Raw genomic sequence first — 17,567 nt, 5'->3', positions numbered from 1 at the left:
ATTTCAGCCAAACATTTGGGGCTGTATGCAGAAGTTTTTATTGATATCTTGTTTAGCTTTGTTTGCCTCCTGCGAACTGTTTATGTCCAAAGAGGACAAGACCCAAAGAATTGTCAATGAAGAACTTTTGGCGATTGATTGGAACGATGTGGACCAATATCCACTATTTGATAATTGTGATGAAACAGCAGCCAAACAAGCTCAACGGGATTGCTTTCAAAGTGAAATTTTGAATCATTTTTCACAAGCATTGGACAGCTTGCAATTTCAGGTTGATACTGATTTAAACGATACCTTGTATGTTGATTTTTTAGTAGATGAGCATGGCTTTATCACTGTTTTAAACATAGAGGAAAATCCAAATATCCTTAACGAAATTGAAGAATTCAATGCTGAGGTAACTAGTAGGTTGCGAGATTTAACAGTGGCCCCAGCACTAAAAAGAGGAACACCGGTAAGTTTACGATTTAGACTTCCCATAGTAGTAAACACCAATTAAAATTTGGCAGAGGAGAAAATCATTTTAGGGATAGACCCGGGAACAACAGTTATGGGTTTTGGAATCATTAAAATTGTGAACAAGCAAATACAGTTTGTTCAAATGAACGAGTTGTTGCTAAAAAAGTACAATGATCCCTATACTAAGTTAAAACTGATTTTTGAACGTACCCTTGAATTGATAGATACGTTTCACCCGGATGAAATAGCCATTGAAGCTCCTTTTTATGGCAAAAATGTGCAATCCATGCTCAAACTTGGAAGGGCTCAGGGAGTAGCGATGGCTGCGGGACTTTCAAGACAAGTTCCCATAACCGAATATATGCCCAAAAAAATCAAAATGGCCATTACCGGTAATGGAAATGCTACTAAAGAACAAGTAGCTAAAATGCTTCAAAGCATGTTGAAGCTAAAAACCTTGCCTAAAAATTTAGATAGTACGGATGGATTGGCCGCTGCGGTTTGCCATTTTTACAATCAAGGGAGGGTAGATGTTGGGAAACAATATACAGGGTGGGAGGCTTTTGTAAAGCAGAATCCTAAAAAAGTCAATTAGCATTGATAATTGAACACTGAAATGAGCGGAATTTACATTCACGTGCCGTTTTGCAAACAAGCATGCCATTATTGCGACTTTCATTTTTCCACACAATTGGGAAAGAAGGAAGCGATGGTAAAATCACTTCAAAGAGAGCTTGAATTACGTAAAGCCGAGTTTCAAAAGGAACAAGTGGAAACCATATACTTTGGAGGAGGTACGCCATCCGTATTAACAAGTACGGAGCTTGAGGCCATATTGCAATCTGTTTATGACAATTATAGTGTAGTTGAATATCCAGAAATTACTTTAGAAGCTAACCCCGATGATTTAATGTCAGTTCGAGCGCAGTCGAGAACTATTTTTCAAGACTATCAAACTATTGGAATCAACCGTTTAAGTATTGGAATCCAATCTTTTTTTGATGAAGACTTAAAATTGATGAATCGTGCGCACTCATCTGATGAGGCTGTTGAGTCATTATCAGCAGCAACCAGACACTTTGATAATATTTCCATTGACTTAATTTATGGAATTCCAGGAATGGACAATAAGAAGTGGAAAGCAAATATTGAAAAAGCACTTTTATTTAAACTACCACATATTTCAAGCTACGCGCTTACCGTCGAGCCAAAAACTGCACTTAAAAAGTTCATTGAAAAAGGAATTATAAATGATGTAAATGATGAACAGGCACAGGAACAGTTTCATATTTTGGTAGATGTATTGGAGCAACAGGGGTATATAAACTATGAAATATCCAACTTTGGAAAGGAGGGGTATTTTTCAAAAAACAACACCTCCTACTGGCAAGGAAAAAAATATATGGGTATTGGTCCTTCGGCACATTCTTTTGATGGACAAAACAGAGGCTGGAATGTGAGAAATAATTCGAAGTATATAAAAGCGTTGCAGCAGGATACATTGTCAATGGAAACCGAGACCTTATCAAGAAAAGACAATTACAACGAATATGTTATGACCGGATTACGTACTATCTGGGGTGTGTCCTTGAAGAGAATTGAAAATGATTTTGGCATTAGCTATCTAAAATATATCAACCAACAGGCTGAAAAATATTTAGAACAAGAATTGCTTTTTGTGGAGGATGGAAAATTGCTGTCCACCAAAAAAGGCAAGTTTTTAGTGGATGGTATTGCTTCAGATTTATTTATGCTTAATTTGGGTCAATGATTGTTTCAATCAAATACAACTCAAAGAACATAAAGATTGATTTGTCCAAACCTTTGGATATTTCTATTCCACTTCAAGGAGGAGATGGTAATGTAAATGCCTGGTATTTGGACCCGCCTAGAATAGAGCCCCATCAAGAAGAAGGTTTTATTGGAAAGGTGTCAGAAGGAGCTTCAACCAACTTTAATAATATTTGGTTCAATCCTCATTCCCATGTGACGCATACGGAATGCCTGGGTCATATAACCAAAGAGTTTCATTCCATAAACCAAAAGCTAAAACAATTCTTTTTTTTGGCTGAGGTTATTACCGTCGCTCCGGAAAAACAAGAGGAAGATTTTGTGATATCGGAAAAGCAATTGAAATATGCGCTAGGAAACAAAAAAAGGGAAGCATTGGTTATTAGGACCATTCCAAATCTGGAAAACAAGAAATCAAGGCAGTACTCCAATGCGAACCCACCCTATTTATTGGAAGAGGCTGCACGTTTTTTGGCGACTAAAGGAATTCAACATTTGCTAATTGACCTTCCTTCGGTGGATAAGGAAAAGGATGGCGGGGCTCTTTCGGCACACAAAGCATTTTGGAACATGGATGGGAAACCAAGGGAATATGCAACAATAACCGAGTTTATTTATGTGGCAAATGCTATTGAAGATGGTTGCTATGTACTGAACCTTCAAGTTGCCCCTTTTGAAAATGATGCCAGTCCTAGTAGGCCTGTTTTATATAAAATTGAATAAATATGAAAGGTATTTTAAGGTTAGAAGAATTCTCACTCTTACTCCTTGGTTTTTTTCTTTTTATGAGAATGGATTTATCTTGGTGGTGGTTTTTTGTGCTGCTGTTAATACCTGATATCGGAATGCTCGGTTATTTGGCTGGAAATAGGGTAGGAGCATTTACCTATAATTTGTTTCACCATAGAGGTATTGGTATTTTGCTATACCTTGTTGGTGTAAGTTTTTTAAACCTTCCAATTTTGGAATTGATTGGGATTATCATTTTTTCGCATGCTGCTATGGATAGAATGTTTGGATATGGTCTTAAATATGAAAAAGGATTTAAATTCACCCATTTGGGAGAAATAGGAAAAAATAATGGATAGCATTTTAGAAGCTTTTTTAGGTTTACTTCTAGGAGCGATACTTATGTATTGGCTATTCTCCTTGTTTCGAAAGAAAAAAAGCAAAGAACTCACCAAGCAGCAATCCACTGTATTATTGGATAAGATACAAAGCGTTTGTAAGTTGATTTCCGTTGAGGGTGATTTTGCAGAGATTTATCATTACGAAAACACTAAAGAAGGTTTTCTTAGTCTTTTAAGTAGTAAGAAAAAGGCGCTGATTGTGGTGAAGGCCAAAGCACATATTGGATACGACCTAAAAAAGTTGAACCTTAAAGCTGATAACGAAAAGAAACGCATTATTCTTGAAGATTTTCCACAACCTGAAATTTTATCCATTGAACCGGACCTTCAGTTTTACGATATTAAAAATGGATTGTTCAACAGTTTTTCCCCAGATGATTTAACCAAACTAAATGTGGAGGCCAAAGAACACATCAAACAAAAAATACCGGAAAGCGGATTAATGGATACCGCCAGAAAGGAAGCATTGCAAGCTGTATTTTTGGTAGAGAAAATTGTGGAAACCATCGGGTGGACCTTGGATTACTCCGCTTTGGAAATTAAGAATATTGAAAAACATTTTTTAGAAGAAAACTAATTATGAAAAGAGGAATTGTAACTTTAGTATTGATTGGCGTTGCTTGCGCCACAAGTTTTGCACAAACCAAAGACACTATGAAAACTTTTGACCCTGCTTTTGCGCATACCGTTTATTTTTGGTTTAAAAACCCAGATAACGAAGCCGATAAACAAAAGTTTGAAACTTCACTAAAAACATTTTTAAAGAACTCCAAATATGCCAAGACCAATTTTATTGGCACACCCCCACCAGCTATTCGGGATGTGGTTGATGGATCATTTACCTATTCGTTAATAGTAACGTTTGAGTCAGCTGAGGCACAAGAAGGTTATCAAGGTGAAGAAGCTCATTTAATCTTTATTGAAGAGTGCAAGGATCTTTGGGACAAGGTTATTGTTTATGATTCCAACGGAATATAAAAATGAACGTTGAAGAGTTAAGGAATTTTTGCGTCAGTAAAAAAGGTGTTACGGAAGAGTTTCCTTTTGATGAGCATACATTGGTATTTAAAGTAATGGGCAAAATGTTCGCTCTACTACCTTTGGAAAGAGTACCAAGTCAGTGCAATTTAAAATGCGACCCAGAAAGAGCCGTAGAACTTAGGGAAGAATATGATGGAGATATTACTCCGGGCTATCATATGAGTAAAAAACATTGGAATACCTTATTTTTGGAAAACCTCCCCCCAAACATAATCATTGAATTGGTGAATCATTCATACGAGCTTGTAGTATCAGGTCTTACTAAGAAGTTAAGAGCCGAGTTATCAATGCTCTAAGGTTGATACTAAAAATATTTTATAATTCACCGTATGATTTCGACCATTCGTCGATAGTTTTTTTTAATTTGACTAAATTGTAGTCCTTTTCTTAATGTGAATTTGGACTTTTGTATACTAAATGTAAAACGCCATGAATGTACTGTTCATTGAAGATGATATGATAGAGACAATGAAATTGCAACGAGCAATTTCAAAATTTCAGTCAAAACATAAAATTATCGAAGCCAAAAATGGGGAGGAAGCCATGGAAGTTTTAAAGAGTGGTGACCTGCCTGAAATTATTCTTCTGGATCTTAATATGCCAAGAATGAGCGGAATAGAATTCTTAACTCTTTTGAAAGCAGATGATAAACTTAAATATCTTCCTACAATAATTTTGACCACATCGGAAAATAGAGTGGATTTATTGAAGTGTTTTGAAATTGGCATAGCAGGATATATCATAAAACCCTTAAAATATGAGGATTACGAGTCTAAACTTAAAAAAGTTTTTGACTATTGGGAGGTTAGCGAGCTAGTTAAAGCCTAACAAAATTCTTTATTTCACAACATTCTTTTTTTAATTAGGTAGTACAATTCCTACTTTTAATCATAATATTCTCACATTATGAAAGGAATTGTTTTTACAGAGTTTCTGGAAATGGTCGAGTCAATTTATGGCCTTGAAACCGTTGACTCTTTACTGGAAAATTGCGATCTCCCTTCTGGAGGTGCATATACTTCAGTAGGCACATACGATTTTAACGAAATGGTAAGCTTAATTTCTGAGCTCAGCCAAAAAAAGGATGTTCCCCAAGAAGACTTACTTTATTCTTTTGGGCATCATTTGTTTGTAGGTCTTGTAAGTGCTCATCCAGATGTGGTCTCAAGTTATAGAACTCCAATAGGTCTTCTCAACTCCATTGAGGATCATATCCACATCCATGTAAAGAAACTCTATCCAGATGCTGAACTTCCACAGTTCAAAATTCTGTCTAAGACAGATACAGCACTAGAGCTCATATATAGCTCATCACGTGGGTTATATGCCTTGGCGCATGGACTTATAGTGAAAACATTTGAACATTTTGAGAGATCCGCTACTATAGATTACAAATTATTAAATGAAGACGGTACAGAAGTCAAGTTTACTATCTCACAAAATGGATAGTAATGAAATCCCCATATTAAAACGTGCTTTGGCCCGAGAGAAAAAGGCCAGAAAAAGCGCTGAAAACCTTCTTGAAAATAAGGCAAAAGAGCTTTATGATGCCACCTTGCACCTTAAGGAGGCAAATGGCCGTTTGGAGACTCTGTTAAATGATGGGGGAACTCGCCTGGACAATGCTTTTGTAAATATTATTGACCCCTATGTGGTCATGGATATGATGTCCAATGTGATCAACATGAATACCTCTGCAAAGGAATTCTTGGGATACGATCATACAAAGGAGAAAATATGTCTTTCAGATTTAGTGCATCCAGACTATTTGGAATACACCGCAGAATCGTTTCAAACACTGTTGCAGGTTGGGATTCTTAAAAACTACAATGCAAAGATTGTTACAAAGGGACTCGAGGAACGATTTGTAAATATTAATGCCAGTCTTGTTTATAATGATAATGGCAGCCCAATAGGCGCCCAAGGTGTAATTAGGGATATTACTAGTGAGGTTGAGATAAAGCAACTTTTAGAAAGTCAAAAGAAACAACAAGATATCATTGTTGAAAATTCTTCTCTTGGAATCTTACTAATTGTAAAGGAGAAAATAATAAAGGCAAACAAGGCTTTTATTGAGCTTTTAGGATACTCAGAAATAGAACTGAAAAAAATGTCATTAAATGATATATCCACATTGGAGGATAGCAATTTGTATGATGATTTATTTCAAAAAAGTTTGGTGAGTGACACCAAGAAATTCTCTATAGTTAGAAAATTTCATAAAAAGAATGGTAAAACTTTATTTGGAAAAACTTCCATGAGCTCTGTTATGGATTCCAAAGGTAATATTGAGTACAGTGTTGCCATGATAGAGGATATTACCCATGAAAAAATCTCTGAGGAAAAACTAATAGCATCAGAAGAACGAATGGCGACCCTGATCAAGAATTTACAAACAGGGATTTTGCTTGAAGATGAAAACAGGAAAATAGTTCTGGCAAATCAGAAATTTTGTGACCTATTTGGAATCCCAGTTTCTCCAGATGTTCTAAAAGGAGTATGTAGTGAAAAATCCATACATAAGTACAAAAGCTTGTTCTTGGAGCCAGCCCTCGAAATAGATAGAATAAATGAGGTAGTTGATCAAAAAGACTCCGTCACGGCAGATGAAATGGAGCTTGTGGATGGTAGAACTTTTGAACGCGATTATATTCCATTATTTAATAATGGAGAATACCAGGGTCATTTATGGAGCTATAGTGATGTTACCTTAAGAAAGAACTATAGGAAGAATCTAGAAATTCAAAAGGAAAAGTATGGAAGTATTATCGCCAATATGAACCTTGGCTTGGTTGAGGTTGATATTGATGGTAATATTTTAATGGTCAATCAGAGTTTTAGCGATATGGTTGGCACCACTGCAGATGAATTGATAGGAAGAAATGTTTATGAAGCTGTACCTATTATTAATAATAGTACGGAAGAGCAGAAACTTCAGGACAATAAGAGGAAACAAGGAATCTCCGACTCCTATGAGGTAGCAGTAAGAATTGCCAATGGGGAAAAAAGATTTTGGCTCATTAGCGGTGCTCCAAGATATGATGATGCAGGAAATATAATTGGTTCCATAGGCATACACTTGGATATCACTGCCCAAAAACACCTTGAACTACAAAAAGAAAACCTATTAAGTGAATTAGAGGCAAGTAATAAAGGATTACAGGAATACGCCCATATAGTTTCCCACGATTTAAAATCCCCATTAAGAAGTGTAAGTGCTTTGGCCACTTGGATGTATGACGATTATAAAGATTCTTTGGATGAAAATGGCCGCTATAATCTAAAAATGATGCAGGAGAAGATTGAGGGAATGGATAAACTAATCAGTGGAATCCTAAAATATTCAACTGTTAATAATGATGTTTTGGACCATACCGAAGTTGATGTAAATGAAGTGATTCATGAAATTAAAGAGATCATCTATATACCAGAACATGTTACCATAAAAACAAAAAAGAAGCTCCCGCTTATTAAAGCCGATAAAACAAAAATACATCAGCTGTTCCAGAACTTTTTGAGCAATGCCGTTGTAAACATTGATAAAGAGAAGGGATTTGTAGTTGTAGATTATAAGGAAGAACCAGAACATTGGGAGTTTAGCATAAGTGACAATGGTGTAGGAATACCAAAAGAATATCACGAAAAGATTTTCCAGATTTTCCAATCTATTGGAAACAATGAACGATCTACGGGAATAGGACTTTCAATTGTCAAAAAAATAATTGACAGATATAATGGGAAAATTTGGTTAGAGAGTAAAATTGGAGAGGGAACCACTTTCTATTTTACAATACAAAAAACTTTAAAAACAAAAGACAATGAAAATTAATCAAGCAAAACGATTAAAGGGAGGTAAATGGGAGTTTGATCAAAATGTATCCCTAAAAGAGCCATTGGTATTGGTGTTTGCGGATAGGTATCAGTTAGAATCCAAAGATATATTCAATGAAGTGAAAGAACTCTACCCTGATGGACATCTAGTGTTTGGATCAACCTCAGGAGAGATTATGGAAACCAATGTGTATGACGAAAGCATAGTAGTAACAGCAATTGAGTTTGAGCAGACAAGCTTTACCATAGTAAGTGAGAATGTGTCTGACTATGTGGATATAGAAAAAATGGGCCTTGCCATTTCAAATAAGTTCGACAAGGATAAATTAAGGCACATGTTCATTGTATCAGATGGGAGCTTTGTTAATGGAAGTGGTTTAATTGAAGGATTGGAATCAGCGAAAGGATTCAAAGCATCCATTACTGGTGGACTTTGCGGTGATGGAGCCCGTTTTGAAAAAACGTTGACCTCTTACAACGAAAACCCAAAACAAGGCGAGGTGGTCGCTATTGGTTTTTACGGTGATGCATTGGAGGTTTCCTATGCCAATTTTGGAGGTTGGACCCCATTTGGTCCTGAGCGTACCATTACCAAGTCCGAAGGAAACGTACTTTTTGAAATTGATGGAAAACCCGCATTGGATCTTTACAAAAAATATTTGGGAGATAAGGCAGATGAACTTCCGCAAGCGGCACTTTTGTATCCATTGACGGTGCAACAAAATACAGAGTCTGAACCTTTGGTTCGTACCATTCTTAACATTGACGAAAAAGAAAATTCCATGATTTTGGCAGGTGATGTTCCAATGAATTCCAAAGTACAATTGATGATGTCCACAACGGACGATATTGCCGAAGGCGCATCCAATGCAGCCGAGCAAGCTATGGAGAATAGGGAAAACAAACCTGAATTGGCAATACTGGTAAGCTGTGTGGGAAGAAAATTGGTTTTGGACCAACGAACGGAGGATGAAATTGAAGAGGTTGCCGAGGTCATAGGAGACCAGGCGCGAATTACAGGATTTTATTCCTATGGTGAGATGGCACCATTTGCAGGAAAAAATGAATGTCAATTGCACAATCAGACCATGACCCTAACCTTATTGAGTGAGTAAATGCATTCGTTACTTAAAAGACAAATAAAGAAATTTTTACCCAAAGAATTTGTGGAGCGTCCAGAAATGGAAAGCCTCTTTGATTCGATAAGCAAGTCATATTCAGATTTTGATGAAAAACTGAAAATGATTCAGCGGGCAACGTCTTTGAGTTCCGAAGAATTGTACCTGGCAAATAAAAGATTGATTCAGGAGACCGAGAGTCAACAAAAAGTTCTGGAATCTCTTAGCAAGGCTGTGGTGTCCATGCAAGATAAAACCAACGACCAGGTAAATAGAGGTGTTGATTTAAATCCACAGAAGTTAGTGGAAGATATAGAGAACCAAGCTGATATGTTGGTAAAAATTACAGCGGAAAAGGATACGCTTCTTAAAAATTTAGAGCAACAGAACGAATCCTTGAACAATTACGCGCACATGGTTTCCCATGACCTAAAGTCACCAATAAGAAATGTACACTCATTGGTAAGCTGGGTGTTTGATGATGCACAAGATGGGTCTAAAGAAATGAGCAAGGAAAATGTACAGCTCATTTTTCAAAACCTGTCCAAAATGGATAGTTTGATTGATGGTATTCTAAGACATTCAACCATAGATTCTATACAGGAAAATGCGGTTATTGTAGACCTTAACTTATTAATAAATGAGATTGAGCGAACTGTTTATGTTCCCGATAATATTACCATTAAAAGGAGTAAAAAACTTCCTAAACTATATACAGGCAAATATAGAATTGAACAGTTGTTCAAGAACTTAATTACCAACGCCATTACGGCCACTGAGAATATACAGGAAGGTTACATTATGATTGATGTAAAGGAAGAGGCGGATGGATGGTTGTTCAGTGTAACTGACAATGGCAAAGGAATTCCCGAACACCTTCAAACTGGAATTTTTGGAATGTTTAAAAAGTTGGAGAACAACTCTGGCGCTACTGGAATTGGTCTTGCGCTGGTAAAGAAAATTATAAACTATTACAAGGGGGATATTTGGCTTTCTTCACAAGAAGGTAAGGGAACCACATTCTTTTTTACAATTAAAACCAATCATGATGATTGAGCAACCAAATCTAGATTATATAAAGGAAATTTCTGGAGGTAATGCGGATTTTGAAAAGAAATTCTTGACCATAATCCAAACAGAATTTCCAAAAGAGAAGCAAGATTATATAGAAACTCTTGAAGGGAATGAATTAGAAGAGTCCGCTAAGATTGTGCATAAAATAAAGCACAAACTTGGTATTCTTGGGCTTACCGAAGGATACAAGCTCGCTGTTAAATATGAAGAAGATTTAAAGTATGGGAATACAAATCTTAAAGGCGAGTTTCTTAAAATTTTACAAAGTGTTGAAGAGTTTATTTCAAAAATAGCATAAGGTGAGATGTATTATAGTAGATGACGAGTCAAGTGCAAGAGCCATAATAGCGGAGCTTTGCAAAATCATTCCAGATATGGAGGTGGTAGCAGAGCTACCAGATGCTTTGGAAGCGCTTAAATTTTTAAAGCACACCCAAGTGGACCTCATTTTCATGGATATCCATATGCCTAAACTTACTGGTGTTGATTTTATTGAAACGGTAAGTAACCCGCCAAAAATTGTGTTAACAACATCTGACAAGGATTTTGCCATTGAAGCCTATAAATATGAGTTTATAGTTGACTATTTGGTAAAACCGATCACACATGAACGGTTTCAGAAATGTGTGCAAAGATTAGAGAAAACCTTCGAAAAAACACAGCAAGAGCATTCAGAAAAAGGGATGAATCAAAATGAGGATGAAGACTTATATATCAATATAGATCGTCGATTGATCAAACTAAAATTCATGGATATTCTTTTAATAGAGGCCCATGGAGACTATATCGAAATACAAACCCAAAAAAATCGGTATCGCGTACATTCCACGCTCAAAAAAATAAAAGAAAAGCTTCCAGAATCCAGATTCCTCCAAATACACCGGTCATTTATCATTAACTTCACTCAAATAATTGATATACAGGATAATAGCGTGTTAATTGAGCGAAATGTTATCCCCATAAGCCGGTCTAACAGACCTGAGCTGATGCAGCGATTGAATCTTTTATAAAAAGAAGGAAAAATACTACAATATATATTATCTGACACGTTAGTATAGATAGACACTTTTTGAAAATGTTAAATAGATCAATAACTAAATCCTTTTAACATATGTCATTAGAAATTAGGGAAAACCGGGGAATCTTTGAAATTTTAGGAAATGTATCAATTCAACATGTGGGTACATTAAATTCATATTTTGATTCAATATTAGAACAGCATGAAAATTTTGTGGTCAGTTTAGAAAAAGTGACCACGTTGGATTCAGCTGCCGCCCGTTTCTTTGAAAAGCTATATCAAAAATCTGCAAAACAAAATAAGGTGATTTCACTTATTGGAAGGCAGAATAGAAGTATTTCTGAAATAATGAATACTACAAAAACAAATTATATCTTAAGTACAGATAGGGTTTAAACTAGAATATTTCAAGGAAATTCAAAAATGAAAGTCACAGCGTATAAGCCATATTTTGGAGCAACACCTAATAGTATCAATGATGCTGATTTCAATAGATTAATTACCTATTTTGAATTATTGGGTGCCGTTAAAAACCCTACAGTAAGTCTTATTATACCGGTTTACAGGGCAAAGGAAACTTTGGTTGCCCATATTTTTTCTTTGGCCAATCTTAAAACGATTATACCTTATGAAGTTATTTTCGTTGAAAACAATGCAGATAGCGAGACGCTTTCAATACTTGAGCAACTTGGCGCCAAAGTGGTCAGTGAAAAGGAACAAGGAATAACGTTTGCCAGGCAAAAAGGACTGGAAGAAGCCAAGGGGCAAATTATATGTAGTATGGATCCAGATTCTATTTATGATCCATATTATATAGATAAAATGGCTCTTCCTTTTTTTATGGATAAGGAGTTGGTGCTTTGTTATTCCGTTTCCAAAAGTTATGAAAATGATTTTCAGCTTTCATCAAAAATGCGTTTTCGAAACCGTGTGAAGAATATATACTTCAGATGGAAACTATCGCAAGGTTTTACAACAAGAATAAAATATATTAGGGCAGTGAGCATGGTAATTAAGAAGGAGGCAATTCTTCCCATTGGTTATGAAACAGATTTGCGTGTAGTATCCGGATGTGATGATGGAATGTTGGCAATTAAACTTCATTCCATTGGGAAATTCAAGTATATTCCCGTTGATGTTTATACTGCATTACCACCAAAAAGAGAACCTGCAAAACCATTCCCATTTTGTAATGAAAGGTTCATGCCTACGAAAAAGGTAATTGAAGAAACTTGTAAGGAATTAATTATTGAAGAAGTATCTCAATAGGCATATTGCTCTGTTTATAAAGTTTTTTCCTTTCCCATTTACATTTTCAAACAGTCATCTCTGAGAATTTATCATCTGGTTTTTAAGTATGCACTTATGTTATGCAAGAATTGACGATGGCATTAGGATTCTACCACAAATACCGTAACTACCAATAACTAGCAGCTTACAACATACTCCCTTGGTTTTACAACATAGAATTATTGATAAGTAATATTTATCCTACTTTTCGATAATGTTAAGTACTACAAATAATTATAATCAATAATACCATGAAAATACTAGTAGTAGATGATAAACAATCGCTAAGCGAATTGGTATCGCAGTTTTTAGGACAATCGTACAATGTCAGCACAAAAGAAGATGGTTTGGCGGCTTTGGCATGGATGCAGGAAGGCAATATCCCGGATTTGATCATTACAGATCTGGAAATGCCAAATATGGATGGTTTTGGACTTATTCAAAAGGTAAAGGAAAGCGGATATTTTTCGAACATTCCAATAATCGTTTTGAGTTGTCGTGACAGTAGCTCGGATCGCATTGAATGTTTGCGATTGGGTGCCGATGATTACCTGGTGAAACCCTTTAATCCGGAAGAACTATTAATACGAGTGGAAAAGCTACTTATACGTGCTTAAAGATCATGGAAGTAATATCAGATAAAAAATTATGTCTTCTCTATGTAGGGGCGGATCAAAAAGTCGTGGACCAGTTCATGGATTGCGACGAAAAAGTAGATTTTCATATTGTCAAGAATTCACTGGTAGCCTTAAAATGGCTTAAGGAACATAAAACTGCTGATGCAATTTTATGTGAAAAAGAAATTCCTGGGCAGTCTGGTATTGAGTTTCACAGTGTTTTGAAGGAAAAATTTAGTGACATTCACTCCATACCTTTTATACTTATTGCAAAGGATAAGGATAAAAGTGATCTGTCCAAGGCGGTTAAAAATGGAATTGATGATTTTTACGTTCAACCATTTTCAACAAAGAACATTCTTGAAAGGATTCAATTTTTAAAGGAGCTCAAAGCAAACCTGAAAAAGGAAAAGATTATACCTGCTAAATCGAAAACGGGCAAATATAAAATTGGGTTTTGGAAACGGAGTTTTGATATTGGTGTAGCTAGTGTGGCCCTTCTGTTTGCCTCACCCTTTTTGCTTTTGTTCATTATAGCAATTCGGTTGGAATCCAAAGGAAAAGTGTACTACATCTCCAAAAGGGTGGGGACGGGTTATAAGGTGTTCGATTTTTATAAACTACGTTCCATGTACCCAGATGCCGACAAGCGTATTAAGGAGTTTGAGCACTTAAACCAATATGCACACAATGAGAATGAGAAAGATTTGGAACATACAAGTGCAGGAACCCAAAATGTGAAATCAGGAGGAACGATGTTGATTGGGGACGATAACACTGTTGATGAACAAAAACACAATACTAGACGAAAGGAAAGTGCCAAGAATGCCTTTATCAAGTTTGATAATGATCCAAGAATAACCAAGGTAGGAAAGATTATTAGAAAGTTGAGTATAGATGAACTTCCCCAATTAATAAATGTTCTAAAAGGAGACATGTCCATAGTTGGGAACAGACCATTGCCTCAATATGAAGCCGAAGTGTTGACAACGGATGAATGGACAGATAGATTTAATGGCCCAGCCGGAATAACCGGACTTTGGCAGGTGGAAGCAAGGGGAAGAAGCTCAATAATGTCTACCGAAGAACGCAAGAACTTGGACTTGAAATATGTAGAATATGCTAACAGCAAGCGCGCTTTCTTGATTGATATGTGGATTGTACTTAGAACGTTTAGGGCAGTCTTTCAAAAAGAGAATGTATAATGAAGAAGTTTTGGGGCTTTTTATTGGTTTTTTTAATACTGCAGACATCGATTGGACAGTCTATAAATGATTTTATTGAAAAAGGACTGAAAGAAAACGATATCAGCAAAAAATTACCTCCAATAGATTCCTTGGTTCAAATGGCCAAAGAATATTCGCCATTCATAAAAGTTACGGTCTCAGAACAAAAATATAGAGATGGTGTTGTTTCTTCAGAACAAAGAGCTTGGTTGGAATACATCAATTTAGAAGCAGGATATAATTATGGGATTTTTGACAACTTGAGCAATTCGCAGTTGGCAGGAGATCCTGGAAGCCAGACCTTATTTTCAACTGAACAAAGCAGATATAATGTTGGAGCCTCAATTCGTCTTCCACTTTCAGCAATTTTAAATAGAAGGGCAAGAATAAAAAGTGCAAAAGGAGAAGCGGAAAAAGCACGCTTTGAAACACAGGTGGCTGAGGTGGAATTGAAACAAAAGGTTGTTGAAATGTACAATGACCTACTAAAGACTCACCGGTTATTTTTTATTTCCGGTTCCATTGTTGACAATTTTAGGGTACAATCGTTAAGAGCAGAAAAAGACTTTGCAAATGGTATAATCAATGTTACCGAATATACCAGATTACAACAAATGATGAACCAAGCAACAATGAATTTCGAACTGTTGCGATCGGAATTTATTTCATCGGTAATGGCCTTGGAAGGCATTATTGGGGCTGATTTGAATATTTAGTAATGAAGTTTAATCTTTTATTTTTTATTCGCCTATTGCTTAGGCACATTGGTTTGCTTATTGCAATGCCAATAATCTTGGCTTCTTTGGTTTTCTATTTCACCTTAGATGAACCAAAAGCATACAATTCAAAAGCAAGGGTGTATACAGGAATCGCAACGGGATCCAACATTGAACTTGAAAACACCAAAATTGACTTTAGGGCTACCAATACTGCATACGATAACCTCTTAAATCTTATTAAGGCACGAACAACAATGGAAATTGTAGGGCTAAAGTTGTTTGCCCAACATATGGTCCTGGAGAATGCAAACGTTAAGGTGATTTCATCTGAAAAGTATCAGAAACTAATGCAAGCAGTACCAAATGAGGTAAAACAATTAGTTGTAAAAGGTGATGTGAAGAAAACCTATGAAAACTTTATAAAACTGAAGGAGTCCAATCATACCAACTTTATTTATCAGTTGATCAATTTGGACCATCCGGATTATAGTATAGAAAAGATTTCGAGTAAGGTAGGTATTAGGAGAATTTCAAATAGTGATTTTGTGGACATTGAATTTGAATCTGAGGACCCTGCTATTTGTCAAAATACTTTGCTGATTCTTTGCGAAGTTTTTGTCCAATTGAATGCTGATATCAAGGTTAACCAATCCGATGCTGTTGTAAAGTACTTTCAAGGACAGTTGGGAAAATCTACCATAAGTTTAAGGGATGCAGAGGATGAGTTACTTCAATTTAACCAAGCCAATAATATTATCAACTACTATGAACAAACAAAACACATAGCCGCCGAGAAAGAAGAATTTGAAATAAAATATCTTGAGGTATTTAGAGAGAACAGCGCTGCAAAGGCCGTGATGGGAATTTTGGAATCCAAGCTTGAGGTTCACCAGTTAAAGAGAGTCTCTAGTGAACGTATAATGCGATTGCGCAAACAACTGTCCGCCCTAAGTTTTGATGTTTCCATGTTGACCTTGGGAATGGAGACCGATTCGGTTAATCAAGATAAAAAAGCAAGGGAAGTAGCCGATAAAATGGAGAAAATAGCTGCAGTTGAAGAGCAATTGGCCCAAAACATTGATACCATTTACGAAACCGAATATGACCACAAAAGCTTGGCGTCGACAAGTGTTTTGTCAGATTGGCTTCAAAAAACAATAGAGTTTGAAGGAACCAAAGCGCAACTAAAGGTTATGGACGAAAAGCGTAAGGAGTTCCAAAAGCTATACCAAAAATTTTCTCCTTTGGGCGCGACCATGAAACGGTTAGAACGTAAAATTGACATTGCTGAACGTGAATATTTGAGCTTGCTTCATAGTTTGGGACTCGCCAAATTACGCCAGCAAAATGTGGAGCTTAAATCCAATATTAAATTAACGGAAGCTCCATTTTTTCCAATTAACCCAAAACCCAGCAAAAGAGCACTTTTAATAATAGTTGCTGCAATGGTTGGCTTTATTTTGGTGGCGGCCACTATCCTATTGCTTGAGCTGTTGGATGGAAATCTGAATACGGCCAAAAGGGCTGAAGATAAAATTGAGCTTAAAGTATCTTCTATTTTTCCGGTTATTAGTGCCAAGAATAAAAAAATAGATTACACGTATCTTGGAAACAAAGCTGTAAATGCCATTTCAAGAAATATAATACTCAATCAATTTAAAAAGGAAAAAGAAAATGTTCCTGTAATAAATATGCTGTTTTCAACTCAGGAGAATGAGGGCAAGACATTTATTTGCAAACACCTGATTGCTAAATTATGTGAACTGGAATATAAAATTCTACACATAACCTACGATGAAGAGAATTTGGGATTAGTAGGGGAAAATTACCATAGGATTAGCTACGAAATAAGTGATAAACTATATAAGATTTCGAATGTTCAAGAGTTTGATACTGAAAATTCAATTACAGATTTCAACACCTTCGATTTTGTGATTCTTGAAATTCCAAGTATCATCAAAAACCCTTTCCCGGTTAAATTGGCAGCTACAATGGATTACACCTTTCTGGTAACACGAGCAAACAGAGCGTGGGGCGAAGCTGACAAAAATGCGCTGGATCTTTTCAACGAAGCTACAACTGGCCCGGAGCCAAGTATTATTTTAAATGGTGTAAAAGTTCTGGAAATGGAAACTGTGGTTGGCGATCTCCCCAAGAAAAGATCCTTGATTCGAAGTTGGGTTAAAAAGATAGTTCAGTTTAGATTTTTCACTAAAGAATCAGTTGCCTAATGTTGGGAAAACTTAAAAATAT

The 17,567-nt window shown here is 36.1% G+C and carries 21 protein-coding genes; all 21 read left to right on the top strand.

Annotated features, from left to right (window positions below):
• Window positions 1-25: 25 nt before the first annotated feature.
• The 21 genes from AAY42_RS09875 to AAY42_RS09775 all read left to right on the top strand — a co-directional run bounded on the left by AAY42_RS09875 (window position 26) and on the right by AAY42_RS09775 (window position 17,545).
• Window positions 26-499 carry a hypothetical protein gene (locus AAY42_RS09875; protein ID WP_055394700.1) on the top strand — a complete coding sequence of 158 codons (474 nt, stop codon included), beginning with the start codon at window positions 26-28 and terminating at the stop codon, window positions 497-499.
• 3 nt (window positions 500-502) lie between these two features.
• Window positions 503-1,054, top strand: a complete 552-nt coding sequence (gene ruvC / locus AAY42_RS09870) for a crossover junction endodeoxyribonuclease RuvC (protein WP_055394698.1) — start codon at window positions 503-505, stop codon at window positions 1,052-1,054.
• Between the two features lie 21 nt (window positions 1,055-1,075).
• Entirely contained in the window at window positions 1,076-2,230 is a 1,155-nt protein-coding gene (hemW, locus tag AAY42_RS09865) for a radical SAM family heme chaperone HemW (protein ID WP_055394696.1), read from the top strand.
• Window positions 2,227-2,973: a cyclase family protein gene (locus AAY42_RS09860; protein ID WP_055394694.1), complete on the top strand. Its 747-nt coding sequence runs from the start codon at window positions 2,227-2,229 to the stop codon at window positions 2,971-2,973. Before hemW ends, AAY42_RS09860 begins: the two co-directional genes overlap by 4 nt.
• Before the next feature lie 2 nt (window positions 2,974-2,975).
• The gene (locus tag AAY42_RS09855; RefSeq protein WP_055394692.1) at window positions 2,976-3,338 is read left to right on the top strand and encodes a DUF4260 domain-containing protein; all 363 of its coding nucleotides are present in this window, start codon (window positions 2,976-2,978) and stop codon (window positions 3,336-3,338) included.
• Window positions 3,331-3,957: a DUF4230 domain-containing protein gene (locus AAY42_RS09850; protein WP_055394690.1), complete on the top strand. Its 627-nt coding sequence runs from the start codon at window positions 3,331-3,333 to the stop codon at window positions 3,955-3,957. The genes AAY42_RS09855 and AAY42_RS09850 overlap by 8 nt, the downstream gene beginning before the upstream one ends.
• Window positions 3,958-3,959: 2 nt before the next feature.
• Window positions 3,960-4,358 (top strand): Dabb family protein, encoded by a 399-nt coding sequence (locus AAY42_RS09845; protein WP_055394688.1) that lies wholly within the window; start codon window positions 3,960-3,962, stop codon window positions 4,356-4,358.
• Between the two features lie 2 nt (window positions 4,359-4,360).
• Window positions 4,361-4,717, top strand: coding sequence for an MmcQ/YjbR family DNA-binding protein (locus AAY42_RS09840; protein ID WP_055394686.1), 357 nt, complete (start codon window positions 4,361-4,363; stop codon window positions 4,715-4,717).
• A gap of 133 nt (window positions 4,718-4,850) precedes the next feature.
• The gene (locus AAY42_RS09835) at window positions 4,851-5,249 is read left to right on the top strand and encodes a response regulator (protein ID WP_055394684.1); all 399 of its coding nucleotides are present in this window, start codon (window positions 4,851-4,853) and stop codon (window positions 5,247-5,249) included.
• Window positions 5,250-5,327: 78 nt separating this feature from the next.
• Window positions 5,328-5,870 carry a heme NO-binding domain-containing protein gene (locus AAY42_RS09830; protein ID WP_055394682.1) on the top strand — a complete coding sequence of 181 codons (543 nt, stop codon included), beginning with the start codon at window positions 5,328-5,330 and terminating at the stop codon, window positions 5,868-5,870.
• Entirely contained in the window at window positions 5,863-8,250 is a 2,388-nt protein-coding gene (locus AAY42_RS09825) for a PAS domain-containing sensor histidine kinase (RefSeq protein WP_055397881.1), read from the top strand. The genes AAY42_RS09830 and AAY42_RS09825 overlap by 8 nt, the downstream gene beginning before the upstream one ends.
• On the top strand, window positions 8,240-9,367 hold the full coding sequence (locus tag AAY42_RS09820; protein WP_055394677.1) for an FIST signal transduction protein: 1,128 nt from the start codon (window positions 8,240-8,242) through the stop codon (window positions 9,365-9,367). Before AAY42_RS09825 ends, AAY42_RS09820 begins: the two co-directional genes overlap by 11 nt.
• Entirely contained in the window at window positions 9,368-10,426 is a 1,059-nt protein-coding gene (locus tag AAY42_RS09815) for a sensor histidine kinase (protein WP_055394668.1), read from the top strand.
• Window positions 10,416-10,742 carry an Hpt domain-containing protein gene (locus AAY42_RS09810; protein WP_245625611.1) on the top strand — a complete coding sequence of 109 codons (327 nt, stop codon included), beginning with the start codon at window positions 10,416-10,418 and terminating at the stop codon, window positions 10,740-10,742. Before AAY42_RS09815 ends, AAY42_RS09810 begins: the two co-directional genes overlap by 11 nt.
• A gap of 1 nt (window position 10,743) precedes the next feature.
• The gene (locus AAY42_RS09805) at window positions 10,744-11,454 is read left to right on the top strand and encodes a LytR/AlgR family response regulator transcription factor (protein ID WP_055394666.1); all 711 of its coding nucleotides are present in this window, start codon (window positions 10,744-10,746) and stop codon (window positions 11,452-11,454) included.
• Between the two features lie 101 nt (window positions 11,455-11,555).
• Window positions 11,556-11,858: an STAS domain-containing protein gene (locus AAY42_RS09800; RefSeq protein ID WP_055394665.1), complete on the top strand. Its 303-nt coding sequence runs from the start codon at window positions 11,556-11,558 to the stop codon at window positions 11,856-11,858.
• Between the two features lie 27 nt (window positions 11,859-11,885).
• Window positions 11,886-12,731 (top strand): glycosyltransferase family 2 protein, encoded by an 846-nt coding sequence (locus AAY42_RS09795; RefSeq protein WP_055394663.1) that lies wholly within the window; start codon window positions 11,886-11,888, stop codon window positions 12,729-12,731.
• A gap of 272 nt (window positions 12,732-13,003) precedes the next feature.
• The gene (locus AAY42_RS09790) at window positions 13,004-13,369 is read left to right on the top strand and encodes a response regulator transcription factor (RefSeq protein WP_055394661.1); all 366 of its coding nucleotides are present in this window, start codon (window positions 13,004-13,006) and stop codon (window positions 13,367-13,369) included.
• A gap of 5 nt (window positions 13,370-13,374) precedes the next feature.
• Window positions 13,375-14,574, top strand: a complete 1,200-nt coding sequence (locus AAY42_RS09785; protein WP_055394658.1) for a sugar transferase — start codon at window positions 13,375-13,377, stop codon at window positions 14,572-14,574.
• Window positions 14,574-15,311: a TolC family protein gene (locus AAY42_RS09780; protein WP_055394656.1), complete on the top strand. Its 738-nt coding sequence runs from the start codon at window positions 14,574-14,576 to the stop codon at window positions 15,309-15,311. The genes AAY42_RS09785 and AAY42_RS09780 overlap by 1 nt, the downstream gene beginning before the upstream one ends.
• Window positions 15,312-15,313: 2 nt before the next feature.
• A complete protein-coding gene (locus AAY42_RS09775) occupies window positions 15,314-17,545 on the top strand; it encodes a GumC family protein (protein ID WP_055394654.1) in 2,232 nt (743 codons plus the stop codon).
• Window positions 17,546-17,567: the final 22 nt, after the last annotated feature.

Origin of the sequence: Flagellimonas eckloniae (assembly GCF_001413955.1) — a bacterium.
Classification (GTDB): Bacteria; Bacteroidota; Bacteroidia; order Flavobacteriales; family Flavobacteriaceae; genus Flagellimonas; species Flagellimonas eckloniae.
This window is presented reverse-complemented; position numbering and strand designations above follow the sequence as displayed.